General features: G+C 48.9%; 20 protein-coding genes. 4 read left to right on the forward strand and 16 right to left on the reverse strand.

Features of this window, described 5'->3' with window-relative positions:
- Positions 1-66: 66 nt before the first annotated feature.
- The 5 genes from AAA857_RS02360 to AAA857_RS02380 form a co-directional block, all read right to left on the reverse strand.
- Positions 67-2,592 carry a hypothetical protein gene (locus AAA857_RS02360; protein ID WP_338172694.1) on the reverse strand — a complete coding sequence of 842 codons (2,526 nt, stop codon included), beginning with the start codon at positions 2,590-2,592 and terminating at the stop codon, positions 67-69.
- Positions 2,593-2,617: 25 nt separating this feature from the next.
- The gene (locus AAA857_RS02365) at positions 2,618-3,766 is read right to left on the reverse strand and encodes an MBL fold metallo-hydrolase (RefSeq protein ID WP_338172696.1); all 1,149 of its coding nucleotides are present in this window, start codon (positions 3,764-3,766) and stop codon (positions 2,618-2,620) included.
- Positions 3,767-3,775: 9 nt separating this feature from the next.
- Entirely contained in the window at positions 3,776-4,036 is a 261-nt protein-coding gene (locus AAA857_RS02370; RefSeq protein WP_338172698.1) for a PRC-barrel domain-containing protein, read from the reverse strand.
- Positions 4,037-4,118: 82 nt separating this feature from the next.
- On the reverse strand, positions 4,119-4,721 hold the full coding sequence (locus tag AAA857_RS02375) for a 50S ribosomal protein L15e (RefSeq protein ID WP_338172700.1): 603 nt from the start codon (positions 4,719-4,721) through the stop codon (positions 4,119-4,121).
- Between the two features lie 74 nt (positions 4,722-4,795).
- Complete coding sequence (locus AAA857_RS02380) at positions 4,796-5,173, reverse strand: rhodanese-like domain-containing protein (RefSeq protein WP_338172703.1); 378 nt, start codon at positions 5,171-5,173, stop codon at positions 4,796-4,798.
- A 50-nt stretch (positions 5,174-5,223) separates the two neighbouring features.
- Between AAA857_RS02380 and AAA857_RS02385 the strand changes: the two genes are divergently transcribed.
- The gene (locus AAA857_RS02385; RefSeq protein ID WP_338172705.1) at positions 5,224-5,934 is read left to right on the forward strand and encodes an RNA methyltransferase; all 711 of its coding nucleotides are present in this window, start codon (positions 5,224-5,226) and stop codon (positions 5,932-5,934) included.
- A gap of 78 nt (positions 5,935-6,012) precedes the next feature.
- Positions 6,013-6,822, forward strand: a complete 810-nt coding sequence (locus AAA857_RS02390; protein WP_338172707.1) for a DUF6159 family protein — start codon at positions 6,013-6,015, stop codon at positions 6,820-6,822.
- Between the two features lie 9 nt (positions 6,823-6,831).
- Here AAA857_RS02390 and AAA857_RS02395 read toward each other — a convergent pair whose 3' ends face one another.
- A complete protein-coding gene (locus tag AAA857_RS02395) occupies positions 6,832-8,301 on the reverse strand; it encodes a hypothetical protein (RefSeq protein WP_338172709.1) in 1,470 nt (489 codons plus the stop codon).
- A gap of 212 nt (positions 8,302-8,513) precedes the next feature.
- On the opposite strand from AAA857_RS02395, the gene AAA857_RS02400 reads away from it, so the two are divergent.
- Positions 8,514-9,983 (forward strand): DEAD/DEAH box helicase, encoded by a 1,470-nt coding sequence (locus AAA857_RS02400; protein WP_338172712.1) that lies wholly within the window; start codon positions 8,514-8,516, stop codon positions 9,981-9,983.
- A gap of 20 nt (positions 9,984-10,003) precedes the next feature.
- On the opposite strand, the gene AAA857_RS02405 is transcribed toward AAA857_RS02400, so the two are convergent.
- On the reverse strand, positions 10,004-10,432 hold the full coding sequence (locus tag AAA857_RS02405) for a hypothetical protein (RefSeq protein ID WP_338172714.1): 429 nt from the start codon (positions 10,430-10,432) through the stop codon (positions 10,004-10,006).
- 149 nt (positions 10,433-10,581) lie between these two features.
- On the opposite strand from AAA857_RS02405, the gene AAA857_RS02410 reads away from it, so the two are divergent.
- Positions 10,582-12,927, forward strand: a complete 2,346-nt coding sequence (locus AAA857_RS02410) for a hypothetical protein (RefSeq protein WP_338172716.1) — start codon at positions 10,582-10,584, stop codon at positions 12,925-12,927.
- A 15-nt stretch (positions 12,928-12,942) separates the two neighbouring features.
- Here AAA857_RS02410 and AAA857_RS02415 read toward each other — a convergent pair whose 3' ends face one another.
- From AAA857_RS02415 to AAA857_RS02455, 9 genes are all read right to left on the reverse strand, one after another.
- Positions 12,943-14,514: a hypothetical protein gene (locus tag AAA857_RS02415; RefSeq protein WP_338172718.1), complete on the reverse strand. Its 1,572-nt coding sequence runs from the start codon at positions 14,512-14,514 to the stop codon at positions 12,943-12,945.
- Positions 14,515-14,527: 13 nt separating this feature from the next.
- Complete coding sequence (locus tag AAA857_RS02420; RefSeq protein ID WP_338172720.1) at positions 14,528-14,665, reverse strand: hypothetical protein; 138 nt, start codon at positions 14,663-14,665, stop codon at positions 14,528-14,530.
- Between the two features lie 92 nt (positions 14,666-14,757).
- Positions 14,758-15,450: a hypothetical protein gene (locus AAA857_RS02425; RefSeq protein WP_338172722.1), complete on the reverse strand. Its 693-nt coding sequence runs from the start codon at positions 15,448-15,450 to the stop codon at positions 14,758-14,760.
- Positions 15,447-16,862, reverse strand: coding sequence for a ThiF family adenylyltransferase (locus AAA857_RS02430; protein WP_338172724.1), 1,416 nt, complete (start codon positions 16,860-16,862; stop codon positions 15,447-15,449). The genes AAA857_RS02425 and AAA857_RS02430 overlap by 4 nt, the downstream gene beginning before the upstream one ends.
- An 84-nt stretch (positions 16,863-16,946) precedes the next feature.
- A complete protein-coding gene (locus tag AAA857_RS02435; protein WP_338172726.1) occupies positions 16,947-19,106 on the reverse strand; it encodes an AAA family ATPase in 2,160 nt (719 codons plus the stop codon).
- A 167-nt stretch (positions 19,107-19,273) separates the two neighbouring features.
- Positions 19,274-20,707, reverse strand: a complete 1,434-nt coding sequence (locus tag AAA857_RS02440; RefSeq protein ID WP_338172729.1) for a ThiF family adenylyltransferase — start codon at positions 20,705-20,707, stop codon at positions 19,274-19,276.
- 161 nt (positions 20,708-20,868) lie between these two features.
- Positions 20,869-21,399, reverse strand: coding sequence for a hypothetical protein (locus tag AAA857_RS02445; protein ID WP_338172731.1), 531 nt, complete (start codon positions 21,397-21,399; stop codon positions 20,869-20,871).
- Positions 21,400-21,524: 125 nt separating this feature from the next.
- Positions 21,525-21,848 carry a hypothetical protein gene (locus AAA857_RS02450; RefSeq protein ID WP_338172733.1) on the reverse strand — a complete coding sequence of 108 codons (324 nt, stop codon included), beginning with the start codon at positions 21,846-21,848 and terminating at the stop codon, positions 21,525-21,527.
- 150 nt (positions 21,849-21,998) lie between these two features.
- Positions 21,999-22,604, reverse strand: coding sequence for a hypothetical protein (locus AAA857_RS02455; RefSeq protein ID WP_338172735.1), 606 nt, complete (start codon positions 22,602-22,604; stop codon positions 21,999-22,001).
- Position 22,605: the final 1 nt, after the last annotated feature.

Raw genomic sequence — 22,605 nt, forward strand, 5'->3', positions numbered from 1 at the left:
TCGGGGGTCATCCTTTGAGAAGGATTCGCCGGTTTGCTCATACAAAGTGGTGTTCTTCATTGCACATCAAGAGGAGGTTTGGGTGATGGTTTGGTCAACACCGCAACCGGGGCAACCGACAACCGCAAGTTCAACGCCCACCGGCATATCGATTTCAAACACTGCATTGCATGCTGAACAGGTGTGACGGATGTTGACAGGCGCATCCGGCTGTTCCACTTCTTTCGGAGCGGGTTGAGGCTCGATGGCCGTGGCCGGCATCTGGATTTCCGAACGGGTCATCACAGGTTCAGCAGCAGGCGCTTCCGGTTCATGAATGGCGGCTGCTTTCTCCACTGGAACAGGAACGGGTTGAGTTACGGGCTCGGGTTCGTCGTCCATAAATGCTGCAAGTGCATCAACTGTGACTGCCGAAGTCGGGGTTGCAGTCTGCTCCATATCAAAGAGCGATGCTGCTTCTCGAGCCGCTTGACTGCTTCCTTGTGAGATCACTTCGGTTTGATATTGTGGAGGAGGAGCAAACGAAAGGTTCGGGTCAGCAGTACTGGCGGCGGTGCCGTAAATCGCTTCCATCTCTGCGGCCTTTGCATCGGCTACCAAATCGTCCTTGGATTTGATTTCTCCTTGGTCCAATCCAGCGATTTCTATGGCCTTCGCAAATAAGGGAAGTTTACGACGCTGAGCTACCATCCCAATTTGGCCATGCGCCTCGTCTTCATTGAGGCCTCGACCGGTCAACATATCGACGGCAAGACGACGTTGCCAGGAACGGAACCCAAGAACGGAAACAGCTCCGGCTATACAGAGCAGAATCAGTACCATCATGACAGGCCCAGCAAAGCCTGCGCTGGATGATGGAGGGTCCACTTCTACTTTGAATGCAAACGAAGCCGTGTTGTTTGACGCATCAAATACCGTAATGACGATGTCTTGGACTCCTTCATCGTCGAAATTAATGTTGGGTTGAAGTCCCATCAGGTCTGCATCGTCTCGAGTATCTCCGTTACCGTCCGAATCTTTTAACGGATTCAAATCCCAGTGCACTCGCAAGGCAGTGTCGCTATCGTATGCATCACTGACTTCAATTTTGAAGGTGTAACTGTCACCTGCGGAAACTTTGGCTGGGAAGTCGGCCAAGAGCGATGTGTTGAATGTAGGGATGGTCGGATCGACGGAACGAATTGTAGCCGATGTGGTCGCAGTATTCCCTGCGGCGTCCGACACGACGAGCGCGAGTTCGTAAACTCCAATCTCATCCCAGAGCAATGGAAGGGTTGTTGCGTTTCCAAAGGGTACTCCATTAAGCGTCCAATCGCATGCTGCTATTGCATCGTCGTCGCTACTGGAAAGGCAGTTCATCGAAATGCCAGCACCTCTGTCGACCTTCCAACCTCCAGAAATCGGTGTGCCGTTTGATGCAATACGAGCGGTTGGTTCTTCGGTATCAACAACGGTAACTGAGTGGTCAGAGAAGGCTTGCTCTCCGGTTGGAGAAGTGGACGTTACGGTGACCGTTTTGACACCGGGCGTGCCCCAAGAGGGAGATGCTGTGAACCCTGAGCCGTCAGCATCGTTTTTGAAATCCCCGTCGTTATCTTCGTCCACCGTATCATCAAAATCCCACTGCAACGAAGCGATTTGTCCCAGACGGTTTGCTGTTGTTGAACCGTCAAGTAGAATGGATTCCCCTATGGATACCGTTGATTCGCTTGCGTCCGTAACGACCGGAGTCAACGGAGGTGCCAGTTCAATTCGTACCGACATGCGCAGGTCATCTGTGCCATTGCCTCCACCAAGAGGGACGTCTGTATTGTCAACAACCAAAAGCAATTCTTCGCCGTCAAGGTCATTGGGAACCATCCAGGTCACTGATTTTGGAACATCAACGTTCTGAAGGGCACCGCCGTCGATGTACTGAACGCCTACTGCCCCTAATTCGTAGCGTTGATGCATCAGGCGTGTTTGCAAGTATACGTCTCCAATAAAGTCCAAGTCCCACGCTGAAACCACAACGGTTGTTCCCGCATCCAGGCGCAAATCATCACCCGATAAGAGGATGGAAAAATCGTTTTCACCTACGGCGACCAAGTCGTGGTAGGGCGTCCAGTAGGCCTGTTCAAGAGAAGCAACCGAGGCCGATACTTTGCTGCGTACGCCGCCCTGGTCACCGGCACTTGCATCACCATCATGAGCGAGATTGTCCAGGACCATGTACCAGTTTTTCGATTGGATGGAAGGAGGGACGGCCCAATGGAACTCATACCCGCCCAAAGCAGATTCTGTGGATGCTGGTTGTTCCATTGTCGAGCGGTAGGATTGTCCCAATTCATAGGGCTGAATGGTGTTCTCATTGAAGAACAGAACATCCAGTGCATCGTCAAGGATAACGAGTTCGATTTCAAAGACATCTCCGGGGGTAAGAGCGCCCAAGTCCACGATAATACAGACGCCTGGGTCAATGTCTACCGTAGAGGCAAGGTTAGCAATGCTTTGTGTCAAACAGCCAGGACTGTCTCGTCCTTCAGTTGCAGATGTTGCCATTGGAACGCAGGCCGCTGATAGCAAAAGAAGGACCAAAACGAACGAGCGCATGAAACGAGGATGAGCGTTTTCCTCTTCAACGATTTGGTGACATGTTTCGCTTTGACCAGCCTTCTTGGGTGAACGTGAGGTGACTGACTGAGCCGTCCTCACCAATACGGAGCCGGTCACCATCGTTGAGGCAGACGACATGAAGCGATGCATCTCCAATATCGATTTCATTTGATACCGTTTCAATATCTTTGATCCTGCTGCTGTAGTGGGTAAGGGCGAGGTGGTTGACCTTCATCTTTTGAGCAGTTCGTACGGCCCCGGAAACGGTCGAATGGAGGTGTTCATCCGCTTTGTCGCTTTGAGCCTCAAGGAAGGTTGCTTCGTGAACGAGCAAGGTTGGTGTTGCCGTAGTGAGGAGTCCCGGAGCTCCCTCGGCAGTATCACCGGATAGAATAACGCTCAATTCCGAGCCAGATTGGCCTCGAAATGAACTGGCATTGAGGCGATCCCCATTCTCAAGTGTGATGTCATCCCCGCGAGCAAGACTCATTCGTTGCTGTTCAGTAAGGCGAAGTTCTGCCGCGCGGAGGCGGTCAAATTTCCCCCGCTTGCCAACTTGTTTGATGGCCCATGCGCATGAGGGGACGGAGTGGCGTGTTTGCAACGCCTCGATTTTGCACGAAGACCATCCGATGGGTTGAGGCATGCTTTCCAAAGCTACGGCTTTGCCTGTTAGCGCATCGAGTTCGACCCAACGGTGCTCCGCCATGTCGCCAAGAACCCAACGGGTTGGGAACGAGAGCCCCGAGTCATTAGCACCCAGAGAATGCCAACTGCGCCATTGGCGTGCAAGTTCGGATGGCGGTGTGTCGGCCGGCAATTCGGAGCCACTGAGCAGAGCATCAAGTACCGGTTTGGAGCTCGGGCCGAGAATCAACAGAGGCGCTTCCCTGTGGTCAAGGCTCATGGTTTGCATCCAGGGAAGTGCACCCCAGGTATGGTCAAGGTGGCCGTGGGTAAAGAGCAATACGTCAACGTTTCCGGGTTTGAGCGTCGTTCCTTTTTCATGTTGTTTTAGCATCTTACGCTGATGAGAAAAACGACTTTGAAACCCTTCACCGCAATCGATAACGGCAATGCCGTCAGGGCATTTAACTGCACTTCCACTGACGTCCCGACGGTTGGTTGGGCGTGCCGAAGCAGTACCAAGAACGTGAACGTCAATACCCATCTTAACACCTCAAGAATTCATCGGTATTGGAGTCGGTGGAAACCAACGTAGCAACACCACTTCATCGATTGCACGGACCCATCGCCAAGGAACCGCAACGTGCAACTTTCCTTCCACCAAATCCTCAGGCGTATCACAAACAAAGAGATGCGTACAATGGAGGGTATTGGTGTCGATGACTGCGTCGTAAACGGTACCGAGTTTCCTTCCAGTAGGCAAGTAGACTTCAAGGCCGGCCCAACGGGACATGACCTCTTCTCCTTGCACCATGGTCATCCACTACCGGCTAGGGTCAATAAAGCAACGGCTCAAGATGGTTACAATTAACCAAACATCAGCACTGCTGAATGCTTCACTTACCGCGGTTGAGGTTTGCTTTGAGCGAAGGACGCAACTTCTCTGCACCCTTACCCTTCTTGTGCAATCCACGTCCTCGCTTACCGGCAGAAGTCTTACCTCGGTATGCACGTCCACGGTGGGCGGTCTTGCCGTTTGCACGGGAGAACACACCGAGTTGCTTGTCGTTAACGATAGCAGGGTGGTGTGTGTCGATCATGATCACTTCGAAGAACTTGTGCTTTCCGTCTTGGCCAACCCAGTACGAGTTGAGGACTTCCAGGTTAGGGAAGTGACGTGCAACACGCTCTTCTGCGATACGCTGCGTGTTCTTGGCCATGGTAATCTTGGAAATACCGGCCTTGGATGGCTTGCGCTTCATGTGAATCTTACCCTTACGAAGTCCACCTCGGCGGACACGGGTGCGGATGAGGACAACGCCTTGCTTTGCTTTGTAGCCCATTCGGCGGGCGGCGTCAAGGCGAGTTGGGCGTTCGATGCGGCAATTGACCGGCTCGCGGCGCCATTGGGCCATGCGAGTCTGCCGGTACATGTGGGGCAGTGCATCCTTTGGACGCTTCCAAGTTGAACGAACATGTTGGTACAAACCTTGAGTCATCATAACCACCTACGCTTCTCAGCATCCTGCGGACAAAACTCCCCTTTATGAGTCTGCCCACGCGATGAAGAGAACTATGCCTTCCAAACAGGTAGGCCTTCGGCTTGGATTCCACGCCATCCGCCCCACAGCGATGATACATTCGTCCATCCCATGTCCTGCAACGACTTCGCCGCTAATGCGCTCCGGTATCCCCCACCGCAATACAAGACTACACGAGCATCATCGGGGATGTCCTGTTTCTCAATATCCCGCTCAAGCACACCTTTTCCAATGTGAACCGCCCCCTCCAAGTGGCCAGCTTCGAATTCATAACGTTCCCGAACATCAACGACCAGAAGCGGCTGACCATCGGACAGCATGTGCTTCAATTCTTCAGCATTGCATTCAGGAATTGATTCTCTTGCCGCTTCCACGATGGCTAAGAAGCGAGGGGCATGTTGTTTCGCCATGTCCTCCCCAGAAGGGTTAGCCTCTTGAGCATCCCGCTCCAGCCCAAGACATGGCTGGCCAAATCACCGGATTGACCGCGGTCATGGACGCCTTGAACAGTGGAGTCGCCATCGACAGGGTCCTGGTTGACCGTGAACACGACACTACGGAACTGCGGGCCCTGTGTGAAACCTTGGACGTGCCGCTTGATGAAGGTTCAACCAACGACCTCTGGAGAATGTCGGCAGATGGAGGCCAAATCGCCCTCGCATTGACGGGCCGACCCCAGCACAACACACTGGAAGAAGTCATGAGTGCCGGTGGGTGTGTTTGGCTCTTTGACGGCGTTGAGTATTCAACAAACCTGGGATTCACCATCAGAACCGCTGAAGTTTCTGGAGCAGATGCTGTGCTGCTTAACGTCGTTAAAACGCATGAGGAACGCCGCACCATCCGCCGCGCAAGCATGCGAGCCGACCGATTTATCCCTGTCATTTACACCACGACCGAAGAACTGCTCGTCAGCGCAAAAGAGAACGGTTTTCGGATCGTTGCTGCTGAAGACATCGGCACGCACGGACCGTGGGACGAGGACTTGACTGGAAACGTGCTGCTGGTTGTGGGCGCAGAACGGCATGGCGTGAGTCAAGAGGTCTTGGACGCAAGTGATGCTGTGGTCAAACTGCCCATGGCCGGTTTCGTTCCATCTTACAACCTTCAAGTTGCAGTCAGTGTTTTAGCGGTTGAAGCCCTCCATCAGCGCCAAATTCGGGAAAACTGAATTAAAGCAAGGGCGCTTCGGAGAGTCATGGGATTCTTCGCAACCATCGGACGCGGCTGGCAAATGAGCAAATTGAGCATGAGTGTGGTCAAAAAAGACCCCGAACTCATGGTCTACATGATCATCTCCGGTGTGCTGAGCATGGCCGCATTTGTTGCTATAGCCATTCCACAAATCATGGAAATGTCTTGGGCCATCGACGCAGAAGGTGCCGCTACCCCGGCTTATCTTGGATTCACCTTTGTCGGCTACATGCTCGTCAGCATCATCGTCGTGTTTTGGAATTGTGCTATTGTCGCCAATGCCAACATTCGTCTTTCAGGCGGAGACCCTTCGTTTTCCGATGGATTCAGAGCTGCTTTGAGCCGCCTACCCATCATCATTCTATGGGGTATTATCGCCGGAACCGTTGGACTTCTGCTCAAGATGCTCGAAGGAGCCGCTCGCAGCAGTGATAATGATGCTATGAAAGTCCTTGCAACCATTGTCCACCTCATCGGCGGACTCGCATGGTTTGTGATGACCTTCTTCATGCTCCCGTACATGATCATCGAAGGCAAGAGCGTTGGAGAGAGCCTGAGTTCAAGCAAGGATATGTTCTTCAAGACATGGGGAGAGCAAATCACCTCTGGACTTGGAATCGCCTTGATCGCTTTCTTGATAGGAATCCCAATCGTCATCATCACCCTTGCATTGACGGTTGCAATAGGCCCCATTGGCCTAATTTTTGGAGCCATCTGTATCGCTCTGTTGGTCGCCGCAGTCAATGCAGCAGAACAGGTTGCAGTCGTCGCCCTTTACCACTTCGGAACGACTGGCCAAATGCCTCAACTCTACCAAGATGCAGGCATGATGACCTACACCTTTGGAAACGCTGCTACCGTTTGAGTTGAACACTCAACGGTCGAACCCTTCGTCCCGACGAAGTTGAAGTTGCCGTTGACATTCAAGGCGCACGCCCCTGTATTGAGACTCCATTCCTTTGAGGAGTACAGCTCTTGTCCGAGGATGACGCTTGAAGGATGCAATCCAGACATAGGCCCTTCGGGATACGAAGCGCAATTCATGGTTGGTTTGACTCTCGATAAGGCAAAACGCTTTGTCGGTCCCTACATTTGCTAGATGGGGCATCAACGATGTTCTTACGCTTCCTGACGATGAGTTAAACAGGTATTCCCATAGCCTGAAGTGGTCGAACGAAGGGTTCAGGATCGTGGCATTCAGCACCCCACGGTTCAGCCTGCTTCGGCCGAGTTGAAGTTGCTCAAATGCAAACGCCTCAAACCATGGGCCATAGGTTTGCACCTCCATGAGAAACGATGGGAGTTGATGGGACCCAAGTTGGTTGAGAACGGTTTGCACCCGTTCATCCATGTTGCGGTAATTTGACAACCAAGCAAGCAACCTGGATTTGAATTCAAGTTGGTCCGATCCTTCGTATATCTGCTGACAACGGTCCAACAAGCGTTCCCGTGAATCGGGATACTCCATCAAGCGGAAAATTATTTCCCAAAAGGACGGTTCACCGTCTGGCTGAAGCAAGGGTAACCATGTATCCCACGCCTCTTTTTCATCAGCGGGTTGGAATTGTTGGACCGCAAAAATAACGATTTCATCGCTCGGATGAACCATGAACCTTGGAAGGTGTTTGTTGTTGCCGTCTTGGTCGAGAAAGAGCAGCGACTCCAAGGCCCAGAGAACGTCCCTGTTGGTTGCGACAGATGCCGAGAGGATGCGCTCTGCGTGGAACTGTGTGCATTTCGGATGGTGATGCCTGTCCAAAAGGTCACGGCAATGCATCCACCGTTGGTCGTCCATATGCGTGAAGAATTCAATCGCTGCTTCGTCGTTGGTAACCTCCTCTTGAAACAAATTTTGGAGGCGAGCACGTTCGGGGTTGTGGCCCATTGCATCGAACCTTCCCCCGGGGAAGGCTTTGGGATAGAGGGCTTTTCCAAGGGTCCGAGGAAGTTTGTTTAGAGGTGGGTGTTCAACACAAAACAACTGCAAAAGAGAAGCGACTAAATCCGTGTGGAGGAGGGTGGACCTCTCTCGCTCTTTGATTCCAGAAGAAGGGACGACGCACACGGATTTGCCGTTGACCATCACCGGGAGATGATGACGTGAAAAGCCGGTTTGACCGTCTCCGAAGTCCTGCTTCGCAGCTAGAACAGGAAAAATCGTCACCAGTTCGCCATTGACCTGCCGTTCTACAGCAAGATGTTTTGAAACCTTCCTGTGTTCCCAAAATGGACTTGTTTCGGTAATGGTATTGCACCACTCAAGCGCTCGCTCGACCGCGCTTACGCGCTCTTTTGGCACACTGTGGGGAACGTGAACAGAACCGAACGGTGTAATCAGACCCATGCTCGCATAACCGTACAACCGCATATAAAGAAACGAAAAGATGAATTCAATACCGTTCCGGATGAACCTGGGTCCGCTTCGGTACGAACAACCAAGAATGAGGTCAGTGCGATGTGCAACACCCCCTCTTGTTTTAGGGGAGGGGGCGGACCGAACGCTGTTCTGGATGGACATGCTTGCCTTGCACTACCGTCCAATTGGAGAATAAAACGATGGAAAAATTCGAATCACTCGGCCTTTCAAAGGACTTGCTACGAGCCGTGGAAAAGCAAGGATATACGATCCCGACACCGGTCCAAGAGCAAGCGATACCCCCTCTACTCGATGGAAAAGACGTGCTTGGTGTTGCTCAAACAGGAACCGGAAAAACCGCAGCCTTCGCCCTACCGGTCTTGCAGGTGATGAGTCGTTCACGGCCGCAGGGGAAGCGGTACATTCGCGCCCTGGTCCTTTCCCCTACTCGAGAACTTGCAGCGCAAATTGATGAGCGCTTCTCTGCATACAGTGAGCATTTGGACATCCGCCACAAGGTCATTTTCGGTGGTGTAAAGCAAAATCCACAAGTACGCGCCCTACAGAAAGGACTGGACATCTTGGTGGCAACACCGGGCCGTTTGCTGGACCTCATCGGGCAGGGATTCATCGACCTTGGACGCGTTGAATTCTTCGTTCTTGACGAAGCCGACCAAATGCTCGATATGGGATTCATTCGCGACATTCGCAAGGTGCTCAAGTTGCTCCCAAAGCGACGGCAAAATCTGTTGTTCAGTGCAACCATGCCCAAATCCATCGCCGACCTTGCATCTTCCTTCCTCAACAAGGCCGTGATGGTTGATGTCAGTCCAGAAGAGATTACCGTTGAGCGGATTGCTCAGAAGATCATGTTTGTTCGAAAAGCAGACAAACGCCGACTCATCGCTGATATCATCAAGGAGGAGGAGGTTGCTCGAGGCATTGTCTTCACACGAACCAAGCACGGTGCGAATCGTTTGGTCAAGCAACTTGACCAGGACGGCATCAATGCTGCAGCAATCCACGGAAACAAGAGCCAAGGGGCACGAACAAAAGCTCTTGCAAACTTCAAGAGCGGTACAACTTCGATCTTGGTAGCCACGGATATCGCAAGCAGAGGCATCGACGTGGATGGAATCACCCACGTATTCAACTACGATTTACCCAACGAGCCAGAGAGTTATGTTCACCGAATTGGAAGGACTGCTCGGGCTGGGAAATCAGGAATCGCATACGGCTTTTGTGATGAATCCGAATCCGGGTATTTGGTCGGCATTGAACGACTGATTGGATTTGAAGTTCCCCGAGATGAGGAGCATCGTTACCACTACCCTGCAGCGATTCCAAAACCCGGTCAAAAGCCAGGGAAAATCAAGGACGGGAAGTCTTCAGGGGGCCGCTCAAACAATTCACGAAACCGGAGAAAGCCCAACAACTCTGGCGGAGGAGGACGGAACTCCAGACCCAACCGTGGCGGTGGAGGCAATCAAGGCTCAAACCGTTCACGAGGGCAAGGCAACCGTGGCGGTGGAGGCAATCAAGGCTCAAACCGTTCACGAGGGCAAGGCAACCGCGGCGGTGGGGGCAATCAAGGCTCAAACCGTTCACGAGGGCAAGGCAACCGTGGCAGCGGCGGCAACCAAGGCTCTGGTCGTTCAAGAGACCGCTGATTAACGCTCACTTCAAGTGCTTAAGGCGATGAGGATTCAAGCGTCATTGGCTCTTCGGTAAGTTGTCCTGCAATCAACAATGAAAGTGCGATCATGCCTGTTTGGGCAATCAAGCGTAGCACGTGCCAAAAATCGGCGTATGTGTTGCCCCCAATGGCGATGTTGTTGACCCACATGTTGAGGTTGGCCCAATAGACGACGACGAGAAACGCTGCGCTCCACAGCCCGGCTTGACGTCGAGTTTGAGGGATGATGAGTCCAATGCCAAGAGCGATTTCAATGACGCCGGTCAGGTAGACCCAAAAGGCTGCGTCACCAAGAATTGCGGGGACGATAGGCTCAAACCAAACCGTATTGGTGAAGTGCTGAACGCCGACATTGACGTACATTCCACCAAAAATGATACCCACCAGCACAATTAAGCGACCAATTATACCTCGGGAGACCATGTTTGTGGCTGGAGGCTTTTGTTATTGAACAAATGGCCTACATGACCACTTCATTGCATGAATAATATGTGAAATACCTCGGAAAGCAGAAAGTTGGGTTGCGACAGACGAATATACAAGGTCTTGTGAGTATATTCCGAGGAGATTGAATGGCGCCCCAATCCCGTAGAGTTTACCTAGCCTGGGCAGAAAAGGCGGATGATTTCATCATCCCCGAGCCATGGAGTTCATTTGCTGAACGCTACGAAGTAGATATAGAAAAATACCCGAATCCGTTTCGACTGCTCACCGATTTGTTGCAGCAGTGGCCTGAGAAAACTCTTACTGCCGAAGAAGATGATAAGATTAGAATGAAACGATTGGTTGAATCAATTGCAGGCTATCCGCTGATCAGCGTGGGAAGGCGTCCACTTGACTTCCCTTCACATCCAATGTCACCTATTGCACTCGCATTGTCATTGTACCTTGACCAAATCCCAAGCCCTGAACCAAAGTTGAATGACACCATGGGTGACCTTGGTAGTTGGTACTCTCTTCGGAACTATGTTCTCATGTGCTCCATTAATGATCAGAACGTTGAACTTGCAAAAATGACATTTAACATAATTGAAACAATTAGAAATTTCGAAAATGAGCACATGAATACGACGTGTTATCGCCCTGACAAATTGGAGGTTGATGAACGAAGGTTTCTGTCTGTACTTCATTCATCTAGCCATGACCGAATCGATTTTTGGCCTCAAAAGAACGAAAATGGGATTAATTTTGGCCCATCTATCGATTTAACTGGACATCGAAACAACTTTTTGAAAACTTACAATTATCATGAATTTAAATTCAAGAAAATACAGACATGGATTAAGAAATGGGTGGCCAATACTGAAGACTACAGCAAAAAATCTCAAAACTTTATTACGGGAACATCTGTGATTCTTGAGAGTCTCTTTGCAAGAATTCGATCCCTCCTCCTACGCGGTGGTGAGAAGACCCACATTGGCGTGGGAGGGATTTGTATTGATGGCGGAGGTCGGATTTCATACTATTCGAAGAACGCGCCAGATGAAGAACAGAATTTCATTAGAAATTTTGTCAATAATTCACTCCTCGATCTAAACGAGAATCGTGTGCATGAACACCCTTTCATGAACGTAATTTCAAAAGAGATTGGAATTTATTTTGAACAGGCTGAGAAGGATAAACTCGATTGGTTTATGAAACTTAAGAATCAAATTATTCAGCCTCAAGAATTGTATAAAGAACTGCTTGGAGATGCATCCTCGTGGTTTTATCCTGAAATTAGTTTTGTAGAGCCAAAAAAGGCGAAGAAAGAAGATGAACCTGAAGAAGCGGAATGTACGCACGGCAATTCTAAATCAACTGAAGAAAAACCGCAATCTAAATTTCCGTGCATTATCTGTGAGAAGGAACATGTAGAAGAGTTCAAATTGTCGTCAGGCAATTGCTCAAGGGTTTGCCCCCCACATTGGCTCATCTTTAACATCGCAAACTCTTCGAAACTGAGGAATTTGAGCCTTCCTCACGAATTAGGCCCCGAAGGCGGAATTCGAACAACGGAATTTGGCCGTCCCAAGGATATTATAGCCATTGATGCAAACAGTCTAGGGACAATATTCAAGAGTGATTTTGTATGGAATCCTCAAGTGAGTTTGATTCAAAAAAACGACAACCATCCATTCAAGCCGATTGAACCTGAAATCGGAAAAGAGTTCATGTCGATTTATGATGAGAACCGTGATTCTATTGAGAATTACAAAGTATCGATGGATGAGGTTTTTAAACAAATAGAACAAATCAAAGATGAAGAGTTCAATGGTGAATTCATCGTCCCAAGTGGAAGGAAAATTGAAGCAGGAAAGACCATTGAATTTGTACAAAAAGAAGTTAGAAAGACGTTGTCAAACCTTAGAATAGCCATCAATACACGAATCATTCGAAGATCGTTTAGTTTCAATGCAAATTGGTCGATATCTCTCCGCAACAAGATACTCGCCGGAAAATATAGACTTACTCCGTGGGTTGCAGCAGGGGATGACCTCATTCTAATTAATCGGATTTTATTGACGCAGGAAGAAATATCTGATGTTCTGACCGAATTTCACAAAGACCTTCAATCTAAACTGCCAAAATGCAATCTTTCTTTTGCAGGAGGATGGAGTAAGCGCACTGAGAAAGGACAGGATCGAAAACAAATTATTGAGTGCATCCATGAAGCATTGGACAATGAAAATATAGCAAAACATACTTGGAAACAACGCATGCGTAGCTCGGGCAAGGAAGATTTCAGAAACCTCATTGAAACAAAGGTTCCATGTGAAATTTGTTCTAAAAAAGGAAATGAATGGTTAACCAATGCGCGGAAAAAACTTCACTACTACGATGCTGAAAACCCCCAGCCAGCGAGCCTCACCATCAATTTAACCGCTGAAGAGTTGAAAGAACTTGCTCAAAACAAACCAACGAAGTACACGAAATGATCATTGGTACGTGTGTCATTCGCCATCCACATGCTCTGTGTTATGTTTCGTCTCGGAAGCAAGGGGTTGTTGTAGTTCATCTTTCTGTAGCCTTTCAGCACTCACATTCTCAATATCCTTAGTTTCCATTTCTTGTTCCAGTGAAACTTCAGATGTGACCTCAACTTGCGCCTCTTCAGGCTGGATCTTGTCTTTTGATTCTTCAATAGGATGTTCGCTAACCGGTTCCTCTTCGGCATCGTCAATCGACTTGGTTCCAACTTTGAACTCATCCATTTGCACGTTCAATGTGTCAAGTTCCTGACGTTGCTCATCGATTTTCTTCTTTAGAATTTCATCTCTGGAGTAGAGTGTTTGGATTTTCGACTTTTGCGAATCGATTTTGCGCTTGAGCTGAGCCACTTCTCGGTCAACCTTTGACCCTACATCACGAATGAGACTCTCCATTGCTTGAATGCGTTGGAGTGCCGTTGCAAGACGTTCGGTTTCACTGATCGAATGGAGGTTCAACTTATCGAGGGTTTGAAGTTTGGCTTCCATGATGTCGTCAACATCACCCATAGCAACACGTTGTTGGTACAAGACACCAGGCAAAATAAACGGAATCTCTGTCTTTCCCTTCTTGGTTTGTACTGCGCGTAGGCGGTTCAGGAACTTATGGTATCGAGCTTCCAGGTCTTCAGCAAGGTTGACCTCCGCATCTGCCGATGAAGCATCTCGGTTTTGAGCCTTCTTTTCGCTGATAAATACACCATGTTCCTTGCGAATAGGGTCAACGACCACTGCTACACAGCGGTTTTCGAATGAATGGGTTCGCAAACGACCAAAGGTGTCAACGTCAATTCCTGAAAGAAAAATACCAATGTCCGGATGGGTATGAATCCAACCAATAACCCTGAGGTCTGGCGTGTGTGGCCCTCCGGCCTTTTCATTGGCATAATCGCATGCTGCAGCAGCAATGGCACTAAACGAGCCATGGAATTCACAATATCCAGAGGATGCTTGGTCTTGGCGAGGGAAAAATCCGCAAACTACGACGTTGTTACCATACGAATCAACATGCCCGATCAAGAGCCCGCCCATTTCGAGGCGCCCGCGCGGCTGAGTGAAAGCGGTGGTTTGTTCAATAATCTCCTTTGGCACAATAGCAGGATGAGGATCAGGATTACGACGGAAAAACTTCGTTCGTCCCTTATTCTTGACTGAACCGCCACCAGGGAGAACCCTCATTTGGATACGGAACGACCGACCGACCATTCCTGAAGCCATTCGGCTGCTTACGACATTGCCGTCGTTGTCCATAACCTCCATTGGTGAACCGTCTCTTGGCCCACCAACCGCACGTTTGTACACCTGAATGAGCATCTCACCTTCATTCGGTTGGGCATTCTGGCGCTCTCCACTGGGAAGGATGAAAATTACTTCGCGCGGCTTAACCAATGGCTCGTCATCGTCCAAATCCCATGCGTCATCATCATCGAGGTCAAGGCCGGGATGGTTTGCCCCCCCAGCAACCTTAGCCACACCTACGTAGACGGTGCTGTCGCGATGGTTCGCAGCTTGCTGGTTGGAAATGACCTTGCCCATTTGATCGTACACGTCAAAGTCGCCTTCGGGCGAGAGCTTCTGGGCCTGAACGACCTGCTTCAAGGGTTTGATTTGGCTTGGCCTCGATGCGTTGCTTTGCAGTTTGGTTGAGTGTATTTGCTACGGTTAGGGGGATCATTGTGTTCATCATATTCTTCATCTCCAATTTTTTCTTGTTTGATTACGTGCGCTCTCACCTACAACGGGGTTCGTTGAGTTTGTTTTCTGTCATTAGTGACAGAATCACAATTCAAAGGCTTCCTCCATTCCATTGTAATGCTCTGGACGAACTGTGAGCGTCGTTCCAAAGAAAGAAGATACCTTTTGTTGTTGAGAGACTCTTCTTCGACCCTTCTTCAACACGAGACGTGTTCCGTCTCTGGGGAGATAACCCATACGTGCAAACAATTCTGTAAACGTTTCATCTTCAGTAACCTCGTCTATCAAAACTGAAGGGTTCCAGATGAAGTCGAGCGTGAGAGGCAGTGGGGTGAGGCTACTCCATTCGATGTGAACTCCTGAAATACTGGTTAGGTGAGAATCATCGTCTCTCTCAATAAGAACTTCACCCTGGATGTTTTCTTCCTCAAACAAGTGGTCCTCGATACTCTTGATGTATTGATTAAATGTGATTGAAACGCTGAGTTCTCGCTTCTTGTTAGAAATTTCAATAAACGGTTCTGAGAGGTCGCAATTGAGGACATACTTTTTACGAAATTTGACATCAATACTGTTTTTTCCAGCCTTGGCTGCTTTCTTGATCTCCTTATCAAAACGGTGAGTTTTCATCAACTTAGAAATTTTATTCTTGAGTTTGTTCTGAGCGATACTCTGTAGTTTCAAACGAGATTGTTCGCGTTTTTCTCGCTCTCTCTCGATAATATCGACCAAGCCCTTCTTTTTTAGGAGAATACTGGGGAAGGTTATCTCGTTCATAGTGACACCTCCTCATCAGGCCAAAGTGCTCGTTCCAATCGCCCAACTTGGGCTGCCCGATCCAATCTACCATCGGAATGTACGAGATGAAATTCATTCTCGAAGGCATTCCAGTAGACCGATTTAACGACAGAAGTTTGATGCTTTGATAGACGTTGTACCGCTGATAGGGCTTGGAAGGCCCCAACAAGGGCATTCGTGAGAACCATTGATGACTGCGGGACTTCACCGTCTTCTTGACACGAACTTACCTTGCGGTCTTGAGCGATTGAGGCCCCATAGAGTTCGACCAGTGATGATGTCGAAAATTCCCTAAACTCGCCAGAATAATTTGCAATTCCTCCGTTTGAGTAGGGTAGGCCTCGTTGAGCGGCGATCAAATCGGCCAACACTCGCGGACGCATAGCATCCAAGCAACCCAGCACAAGATCGGTTTTATTGAGATGTTCAAACACTTCTGAGGCGTCCAAAACATCTGCAACTTCACTGTCCGAATCAATAGGCTCATCGAAAAATTCATCCAAATCCGCTCCGTCTTCACACGCCTCAATCTCATGAGCCATCGAATCTATCAATTCATAGACAATGTTAACCTTTGAATTATCAAGCCGCTGGGCAAGCCAGCGACGGGTTGCTTCAATTTTAGGCAGCCCAATATCGGCTTCGGTGAAAATGACTTGACGGTTCAAATTATGCCGCTCGACTTCCATGTCCTTGTCAAAAATCAAGAACGAGACGTGCTGTTCCTTTGAGCGACGCAGTCCTTCAACAAGCGTGTGCAAACACCATGTGCCAAGACCTCCAGCTCCAACAATCGTCAAGTGACCCTCAAGCCTTGGAGCAACGGGAGGCAATTCAAATTCCAAACATGGATTTTTGGGATCTTGGTATTCATTGAAGGCCCGAATTTCTAGGGCATCTCGCAGTTGAATTGCAATAGGGTCTTCATCGTCCAAGCGAAGGAGGACCCTCCTGTGAGCACTACCATCATCCGTCTCACGAACATTTTGGTGAGCGAGGTGCCCCTTCAAGCCAAATTCGAGTTCCGAGATATTGGTATGCAGTGAGTTTTCATTCACCCTTACGTTCACTGAAACAGAAACCTTCGGGATCTCGACAGGCGTGTACGCCTGAGAACGACGAAGGATTTCGCTCCAAACCATGCAGGCTGCAATGGTGGCGATTGAGGGTTCGTAAACAGGGTCAACCGCTGAAGCAGAGGCTCTTCCATCCAAATAGATACCATGCGTGTCGTAGGTCACTGCAATTTTATTTGGGTTAAGCCCAACCTTAACTGCACCTTCGCCACTCCAAATCACGCTGTAAGAAGCTTCTGATGGGGTCGCAGGAAATGTAACTACGCCGAGGTGCTCTCCCAAACACATCATTGCATCCTTGAACGACTCCGGCATTGTGTTCTCATCTGGCAAGGTGGACGCGAAGTCCTTGGACTACCGATTGACGAATCAGTCCACGTTGGCGGGAAAAACGGTCACTCATGGTATCACCCAATCATCATCATCATCATCATTCCAGTCATTTGGTTCAGGAAGTTCATTTGCATAACCTGCAAACAAATGAGGGCTACTCGCAAGAGCCGCGATCATGTCTCTCTCTTCCAGAGATGCATCGAATTCTCCATGTTCAATGGAACGAGAAACCGCATAACGTTTTGCGGTGTTGATCAGGCCAAAGAGGTCTGCCCCTGTTGCCTCATCAACCATTCTGTTGATCAAAACATCCCACTGGTCTTCAGTAATCGAAGAAAGACATTCCTTTACCTCGTTCTCAAAGAAACGCTTGAATGAATTCTTTGGAAGGGGCCCAACATGAATGGCACGCTCAAAGCGACCAGGTCGCAAAAAGGCACGATCAACCAATTCAATTTGGTTCGTAGAAGCCATGAGGTAGATGTCTTCGTTGTTTCCGAGCCCATCCATTATGGACAGCAACTGAGCGACAACCGAGTTTGAATGGGAGGAGCCTTCTCCGCCGTCTCTTTGGCGTCCGAGAGCATCGAATTCATCGAAAAAGATGACAACCGGGGCTGCTTCTTGAGCAGCTTGGAACAATTCTCTGACAGCACGTTCAGATTCCCCGACCCACTTTGAAAGCAACTCGGGACCAGACACTGCCATAAATTGAACCTCGGATAGGCTTGCAGCTGCCTTGCCCAGCATCGTTTTACCAGTACCAGGTGGCCCGTGCAAAATAACACCTCCATTGCAGTTCAATCCCATTGCAGCAAACTTTTCTTTGTGGAGAATTGGCAGAACCAAATGCTCTCGCAACTCTTGCTTCGCCTGTTCATGTCCAATGACTTGGTCCATGTCATGGTATCCCATGTTTGCAGGGCGACGGTTTTCCAACTGATACGGCGTTGCTCGGACCATCGCGTCTGAAAAGTCTTCATCCATGATTTCCAACTCTGAAAGTTCCTCATCACTGAGAGGTTCTTGCTGCTTCAAACGCTCTCCAAACACGCGTCGCATGGCAACCACGGCTGCATGTCGGCAAAGGTTTGCAAGGTCGGCTCCGGTAAATCCGTTGGTCTTTCTCGCCCAATCTTCCAAAGCGAACTCAGCTTCGAGAGGCATTGAAGAGGAATGAATGGTCAAAATTTGTTCACGGCCTGAGATGTCAGGATAAGGAACGTGGATTCTTCGGTCAAAACGACCCGCTCTTAGAAGTGCTCCGTCTATGGAATCCATCATGTTTGTAGAGCCCACAACAAGAACCTGTCCGCGATCCTCAAATCCATCCAATTCGGTGAGCAATTGCGTCAAGATGCGCTTTTCAAGTTGGCCCTTTCCATCCTTACGAGACCCCGAGATAGCATCGATTTCATCAATATAAATCACTGATGGAGCCTCTTTCTTGGCTTGAGCAAACACTTCTCTGAGTTTCTTTTCAGATTCTCCATAATTTGCTGAGAACAATTCCGGCCCGTTGATTGAAATGAAATTGCACTGAGCTTCCCGAGCAAGGGCCTTAGCAAGGAGGGTTTTACCAACACCAGGTGGCCCGTACAACAAAATGCCCTTTGGTGGATCTTGCCCAGCCTTTTGATACACTTCAGGATGAACAAGCGGAACAATTGCAATTTCCTTGACTTCTTCGATGGTCTCGTCAAGACCTCCAATGTCTGAAAAGGAAACACTTGGGATGTTCTCTCCCTTACGGCGAACAGGGGTTGATTTAATCACAACACGAGTGTTTGGAACCAACCATCCATGAGCGGGCTTAATGCCTGAAGCACAGACTTCGATCGGTTCACCGTTCACAGTAGCGACAAAACGATCGCCCTTTGACACGTACACTTCTCCAAGAAGTTTGACTGCTCGCTCTAGGTCTCCTTCATCAATCCCATGCTTGAGGGGTTGAAACCTAATCCGCTGAATAACTTGAGCATCCACCGGTGCAAGGGACACAACATCTCCTTCGGCGACATCAGCGTTAATTCGCATTGTAGCTCCCATCAACATATGACCGGATTCGACCTCATCAGAGATCACCAATTGGGCAACGGTCTTCTTTGAACCGTTCAGCATTACTGGCGAGCCGGCGTGAAATCGTCCTTGCGCACTATCCTCATAACAAATAGCAATCTTGTTCTCTCCAAGTTCGGCTGTTGCTTGACATGTAAATTCCATCATTTCAATCTCCTCATCTAATACCGGTCGTTCATTCCTCTTTTTTCTGTCAAATATGACGCAAACATGGTTCGTTCAACCAAGGTGGCTTTGAATTCACTTGGATTCGCTGAACTGCGCCCTTATGCCACTGCAAGCGGGGCGCAGACTGTTCGGTCAGTTCAGATGCCTCAATGAGGCCAAAGTGCCGCCATCAACGCACCTGCCCAAGCCGTTGTGGTCGCAATGGAAGCAATGGGTCGTGCACCTTCTTCAGTACAGGAGATGACCTCAGATTCATACGCAGAATCCCGCCCGTAACGACAGACCATACAACCCTCTGAAGCATTCAACCGTTCTACAATGGCGTGAATGGATTCGCTTCCACCGTTGATCATCGTCGCCTCGAACTTCAATGCTGCTTCGTTAAGAAGCGTTCGAGCGCGCATGTTATCGAGACAACCAAAATAAAGAGAACTGGACGTAAGGGCATCGGTTAGATAACTCTCAGGACCACCTTCGTCAAGATCAAAAATCTGCTCGTCATTTTCTTCATCTTCTTCGACGTTCAAATGTCCAGGCAGAAGGTGTTCGCCGTGAGCAACGATGTTGATGTTAACATTGAGTTCTTGGAGACGCTGCTCTGCAACTACGGCTTTGGCTTGTCCAATGTGCGCTTCATGATAGAGCACTTGACGATTCAAATTATGGCGTTCAATTGAAAGGTCGCCGTCAACAACATGAAGCGTTCCTGATGGCATCTGTTGCGCCAACAATGGTGCTGCCCAGCTGCCCAGGCCCCCAACTCCCAACATCACAGCATCAACGGGCAAGATTGAGGACATTCCATCCAATTCTGTTGGACTTGAATCCCAATCCACCAATCCAACATTATGATGCAGGTTGACCTGATCTTGCTTCAATTCCTTCTTGATGTTAAGAAATTCATATGGATTCCCGGGCATTGGATGAGGGATCCTCATACGTGCAAGAATCGCTAGTCCGTCGCTTGTTGGCTGGTAAGACATTGGAAACCCATTCATCCCCGTAACATATTCTGCTGCCTTGTTGGTGTCGGTTGTTTCAATTCGGCAGGTTACCGTGAACCAAGCATCGCTAACCATGATGCCGTTTTTTGCCCCGATGGAGGTCAACATTGCTTCAACCAAAGCTGAAGCACAGGCGATGCGAAGTGATGGACTCAGCGGATGGGTGTGATGTTCGAACTGTTCCATGGCAATCGGTTCACTAGAAACCAATGCCCGAGGACCCCATGAACGTCCATACAGGTTGGCCCCAAGTTCTGAACTGCCGTTCAATGAAAGATGAATGTCCCAATCTTCAGTGTGTACGGAATCTACAACAATGTATCTGTTTCCGTACACTGTTACAAGGTCGGAAAATTCATTGCACTTCGGGAAAGCAAGGTCCCAAAACACAGATGTTGATGTCTTCTCTTCTCCACAAAGAATACCGATTTGACCATCTTGTTCCCCAATACCAAGTTGTTGAAACAGAACAAGCAAGTCTGAAATTCCTTCATGTGACCCAGAAACAAGCACATTGAGCGATTGAAGGCGCTCTTGGTCAACCAACCCAAGCTGTCGGAAAAAGCGGTTTTGCATAACTTAGACCTCCCTTGCATAATCATCAGGGTTTGGATGCTTCAATACATGAATAAGATGGTCGAGAAAGACGCCAAACTTCATGAGGCGGTCCGCAGGGGTTATCCTGCCATTCCGCTGCCCATTGCGTCTCGTGAACGAGTCGCCTGTACAAATTGCACTCAGTTCATCTGTTCGGGGCAATTGCAAAGACTTCGGCCACGGTAAATGTTTGAGTGTTGAATCTCTGAAGAATACGGGGAAAGAACATAGGCAGATGGAAGCGACGGAAACGAACGAAGGTCAATCAGCACGGTGTATTCAATCGTTGACTTGTCCCGATGTGACTTAACACCTGGAAGGGTCAATACAAGTGCCCCGACATGCGCATCAGAGGAATACTTCTTGACGTGACGCATGCGAGGAAATTCAATTGTTTTCAACTGCTTAAATTCTTGGCGAGAAATACCTCCAATTGCCCCCCCAGCCACCTTAGCCACACCTACGTAGACGGTGCTGTCGCGATGGTTCGCAGCTTGTTGGTTGGAAATGACCTTGCCCATTTGATCGTACACGTCAAAGTCGCCTTCGGGTGAGAGTTTCTGGGCCTGAACGACCTGCTTAAGGGTTTGATTTGGCTTGGCCTCAATGCGTTGCTTTGCAGTTTGGTTGAGTGTATTTGCTACGGTTAGGGGGATCATTGTGTTCATCATATTCTTCATCTCCAATTTTTTCTTGTTTGATTACGTGCGCTCTCACCTACAACGGGGTTCGTTGAGTTTGTTTTCTGTCATTAGTGACTGAATTGACGTTGAAGTCCTGAACATCTTCTCACCCATCAAGCTGCAGCAGCCGCATGACGAGCGACTGAACTTATTTTTTCAATGTCGAAATGTTGCATGCAACGTCCGAACCTTCGAGTAATGTGTTTTGGGACATGAGCAATCCAGCTTTGTGTGCGGTCGTTCCATTCAAACGATGGCTTGCACTTCGAAACAGCAAGTGCAATGATCTTGTTACGAGCTTCAACGCTCTTGGGTTCGCAGCCGCACGAACGGAAATAAGTGTTGGAGTTGCTGCGAGCAGGGTCGTCCTTTCGAGTACGGCGATTGCCGTTGTGGTTCCGCTTGTGATGATTCATAATTATCTTGTTCTTTCCCATATTCTTCACTTCCTGATTCATTTTGTTCGCTGTTCTGTATTTCGGTTGGTTTGGTTCCTTCATCTAATAGGGGCCATGATAATGCTGGATTGTGTATATTTTGACAGAAATTTTGCCTCGGTTCTGACACTGGGTTTTGTTGAAACATAACTACGAAAAGAAACCGAAGAACCAAAGAAGAACGCTATTAGCATACATGAGAATTGAGTAGATGAGCCAAAATGGAAAGATGATGATCGCCACTGCAGCCCAAATGAGAACCTCAATCACCTCGAAAATGAAGGTGACAATCGAGACAACAAGATTGATGACAAACAAAATCGCTTCAACAATTGCATTGATCACATCAAGAATAAAACCTACAACTCCAAGTACGGCATTAACGATGGTTTCAATGACATCGAATACAAATTGGACGATTTCAAGGACAATGGACACCACAACGATTCCTGTAACTACTGCAACGTAGCCACCTGCGAGAACCACTGCAAACAGTATCAATTTGGAAAGGAGATCCCAATAATCAAACGATTGATTATGATTCGGTGGGTAGCCTTGGTAATGGTGATGGCGACCCCTGTGCCTGTCTGCGATATCCACATAATGCTGGGACGGTCGTTGGCGAACAGGTTCGGGACGAAGCTGCCGTTTTTTGGGTTTTGAGAGTGCGGCCTTGCTTACACTTCTTCGAGCAGGCTCACCCGGGAGGTCATTCAAATCCAATCCATCATCCATGAGATTCACCTTTGTTCGCATG

It is taken from the genome of Candidatus Poseidonia alphae, from assembly GCF_943787815.1.
Taxonomy (GTDB): domain Archaea; phylum Thermoplasmatota; class Poseidoniia; order Poseidoniales; family Poseidoniaceae; genus Poseidonia; species Poseidonia alphae.

Excerpts from the sequence above, each read along its gene's own strand:
- AAA857_RS02450 (WP_338172733.1), bottom strand. The coding sequence starts at position 21,848 with ATGGGAAAGAACAAGATAATTATGAATCATCACAAGCGGAACCACAAC.
- AAA857_RS02375 (WP_338172700.1), bottom strand. The coding sequence starts at position 4,721 with ATGACTCAAGGTTTGTACCAACATGTTCGTTCAACTTGGAAGCGTCCA.
- AAA857_RS02430 (WP_338172724.1), bottom strand. The coding sequence starts at position 16,862 with ATGCCGGAGTCGTTCAAGGATGCAATGATGTGTTTGGGAGAGCACCTC.
- AAA857_RS02425 (WP_338172722.1), bottom strand. The coding sequence starts at position 15,450 with ATGAACGAGATAACCTTCCCCAGTATTCTCCTAAAAAAGAAGGGCTTG.
- AAA857_RS02370 (WP_338172698.1), bottom strand. The coding sequence starts at position 4,036 with ATGGTGCAAGGAGAAGAGGTCATGTCCCGTTGGGCCGGCCTTGAAGTC.
- AAA857_RS02405 (WP_338172714.1), bottom strand. The coding sequence starts at position 10,432 with ATGGTCTCCCGAGGTATAATTGGTCGCTTAATTGTGCTGGTGGGTATC.
- AAA857_RS02360 (WP_338172694.1), bottom strand. The coding sequence starts at position 2,592 with ATGCGCTCGTTCGTTTTGGTCCTTCTTTTGCTATCAGCGGCCTGCGTT.
- AAA857_RS02440 (WP_338172729.1), bottom strand. The coding sequence starts at position 20,707 with ATGCAAAACCGCTTTTTCCGACAGCTTGGGTTGGTTGACCAAGAGCGC.
- AAA857_RS02380 (WP_338172703.1), bottom strand. The coding sequence starts at position 5,173 with ATGGCGAAACAACATGCCCCTCGCTTCTTAGCCATCGTGGAAGCGGCA.
- AAA857_RS02435 (WP_338172726.1), bottom strand. The coding sequence starts at position 19,106 with ATGATGGAATTTACATGTCAAGCAACAGCCGAACTTGGAGAGAACAAG.
- AAA857_RS02385 (WP_338172705.1), top strand. The coding sequence starts at position 5,224 with ATGGCTGGCCAAATCACCGGATTGACCGCGGTCATGGACGCCTTGAAC.
- AAA857_RS02400 (WP_338172712.1), top strand. The coding sequence starts at position 8,514 with ATGGAAAAATTCGAATCACTCGGCCTTTCAAAGGACTTGCTACGAGCC.
- AAA857_RS02415 (WP_338172718.1), bottom strand. The coding sequence starts at position 14,514 with ATGGGCAAGGTCATTTCCAACCAGCAAGCTGCGAACCATCGCGACAGC.
- AAA857_RS02395 (WP_338172709.1), bottom strand. The coding sequence starts at position 8,301 with ATGGGTCTGATTACACCGTTCGGTTCTGTTCACGTTCCCCACAGTGTG.
- AAA857_RS02410 (WP_338172716.1), top strand. The coding sequence starts at position 10,582 with ATGGCGCCCCAATCCCGTAGAGTTTACCTAGCCTGGGCAGAAAAGGCG.
- AAA857_RS02365 (WP_338172696.1), bottom strand. The coding sequence starts at position 3,766 with ATGGGTATTGACGTTCACGTTCTTGGTACTGCTTCGGCACGCCCAACC.
- AAA857_RS02390 (WP_338172707.1), top strand. The coding sequence starts at position 6,013 with ATGAGTGTGGTCAAAAAAGACCCCGAACTCATGGTCTACATGATCATC.
- AAA857_RS02455 (WP_338172735.1), bottom strand. The coding sequence starts at position 22,604 with ATGCGAACAAAGGTGAATCTCATGGATGATGGATTGGATTTGAATGAC.
- AAA857_RS02445 (WP_338172731.1), bottom strand. The coding sequence starts at position 21,399 with ATGATGAACACAATGATCCCCCTAACCGTAGCAAATACACTCAACCAA.
- AAA857_RS02420 (WP_338172720.1), bottom strand. The coding sequence starts at position 14,665 with ATGATGAACACAATGATCCCCCTAACCGTAGCAAATACACTCAACCAA.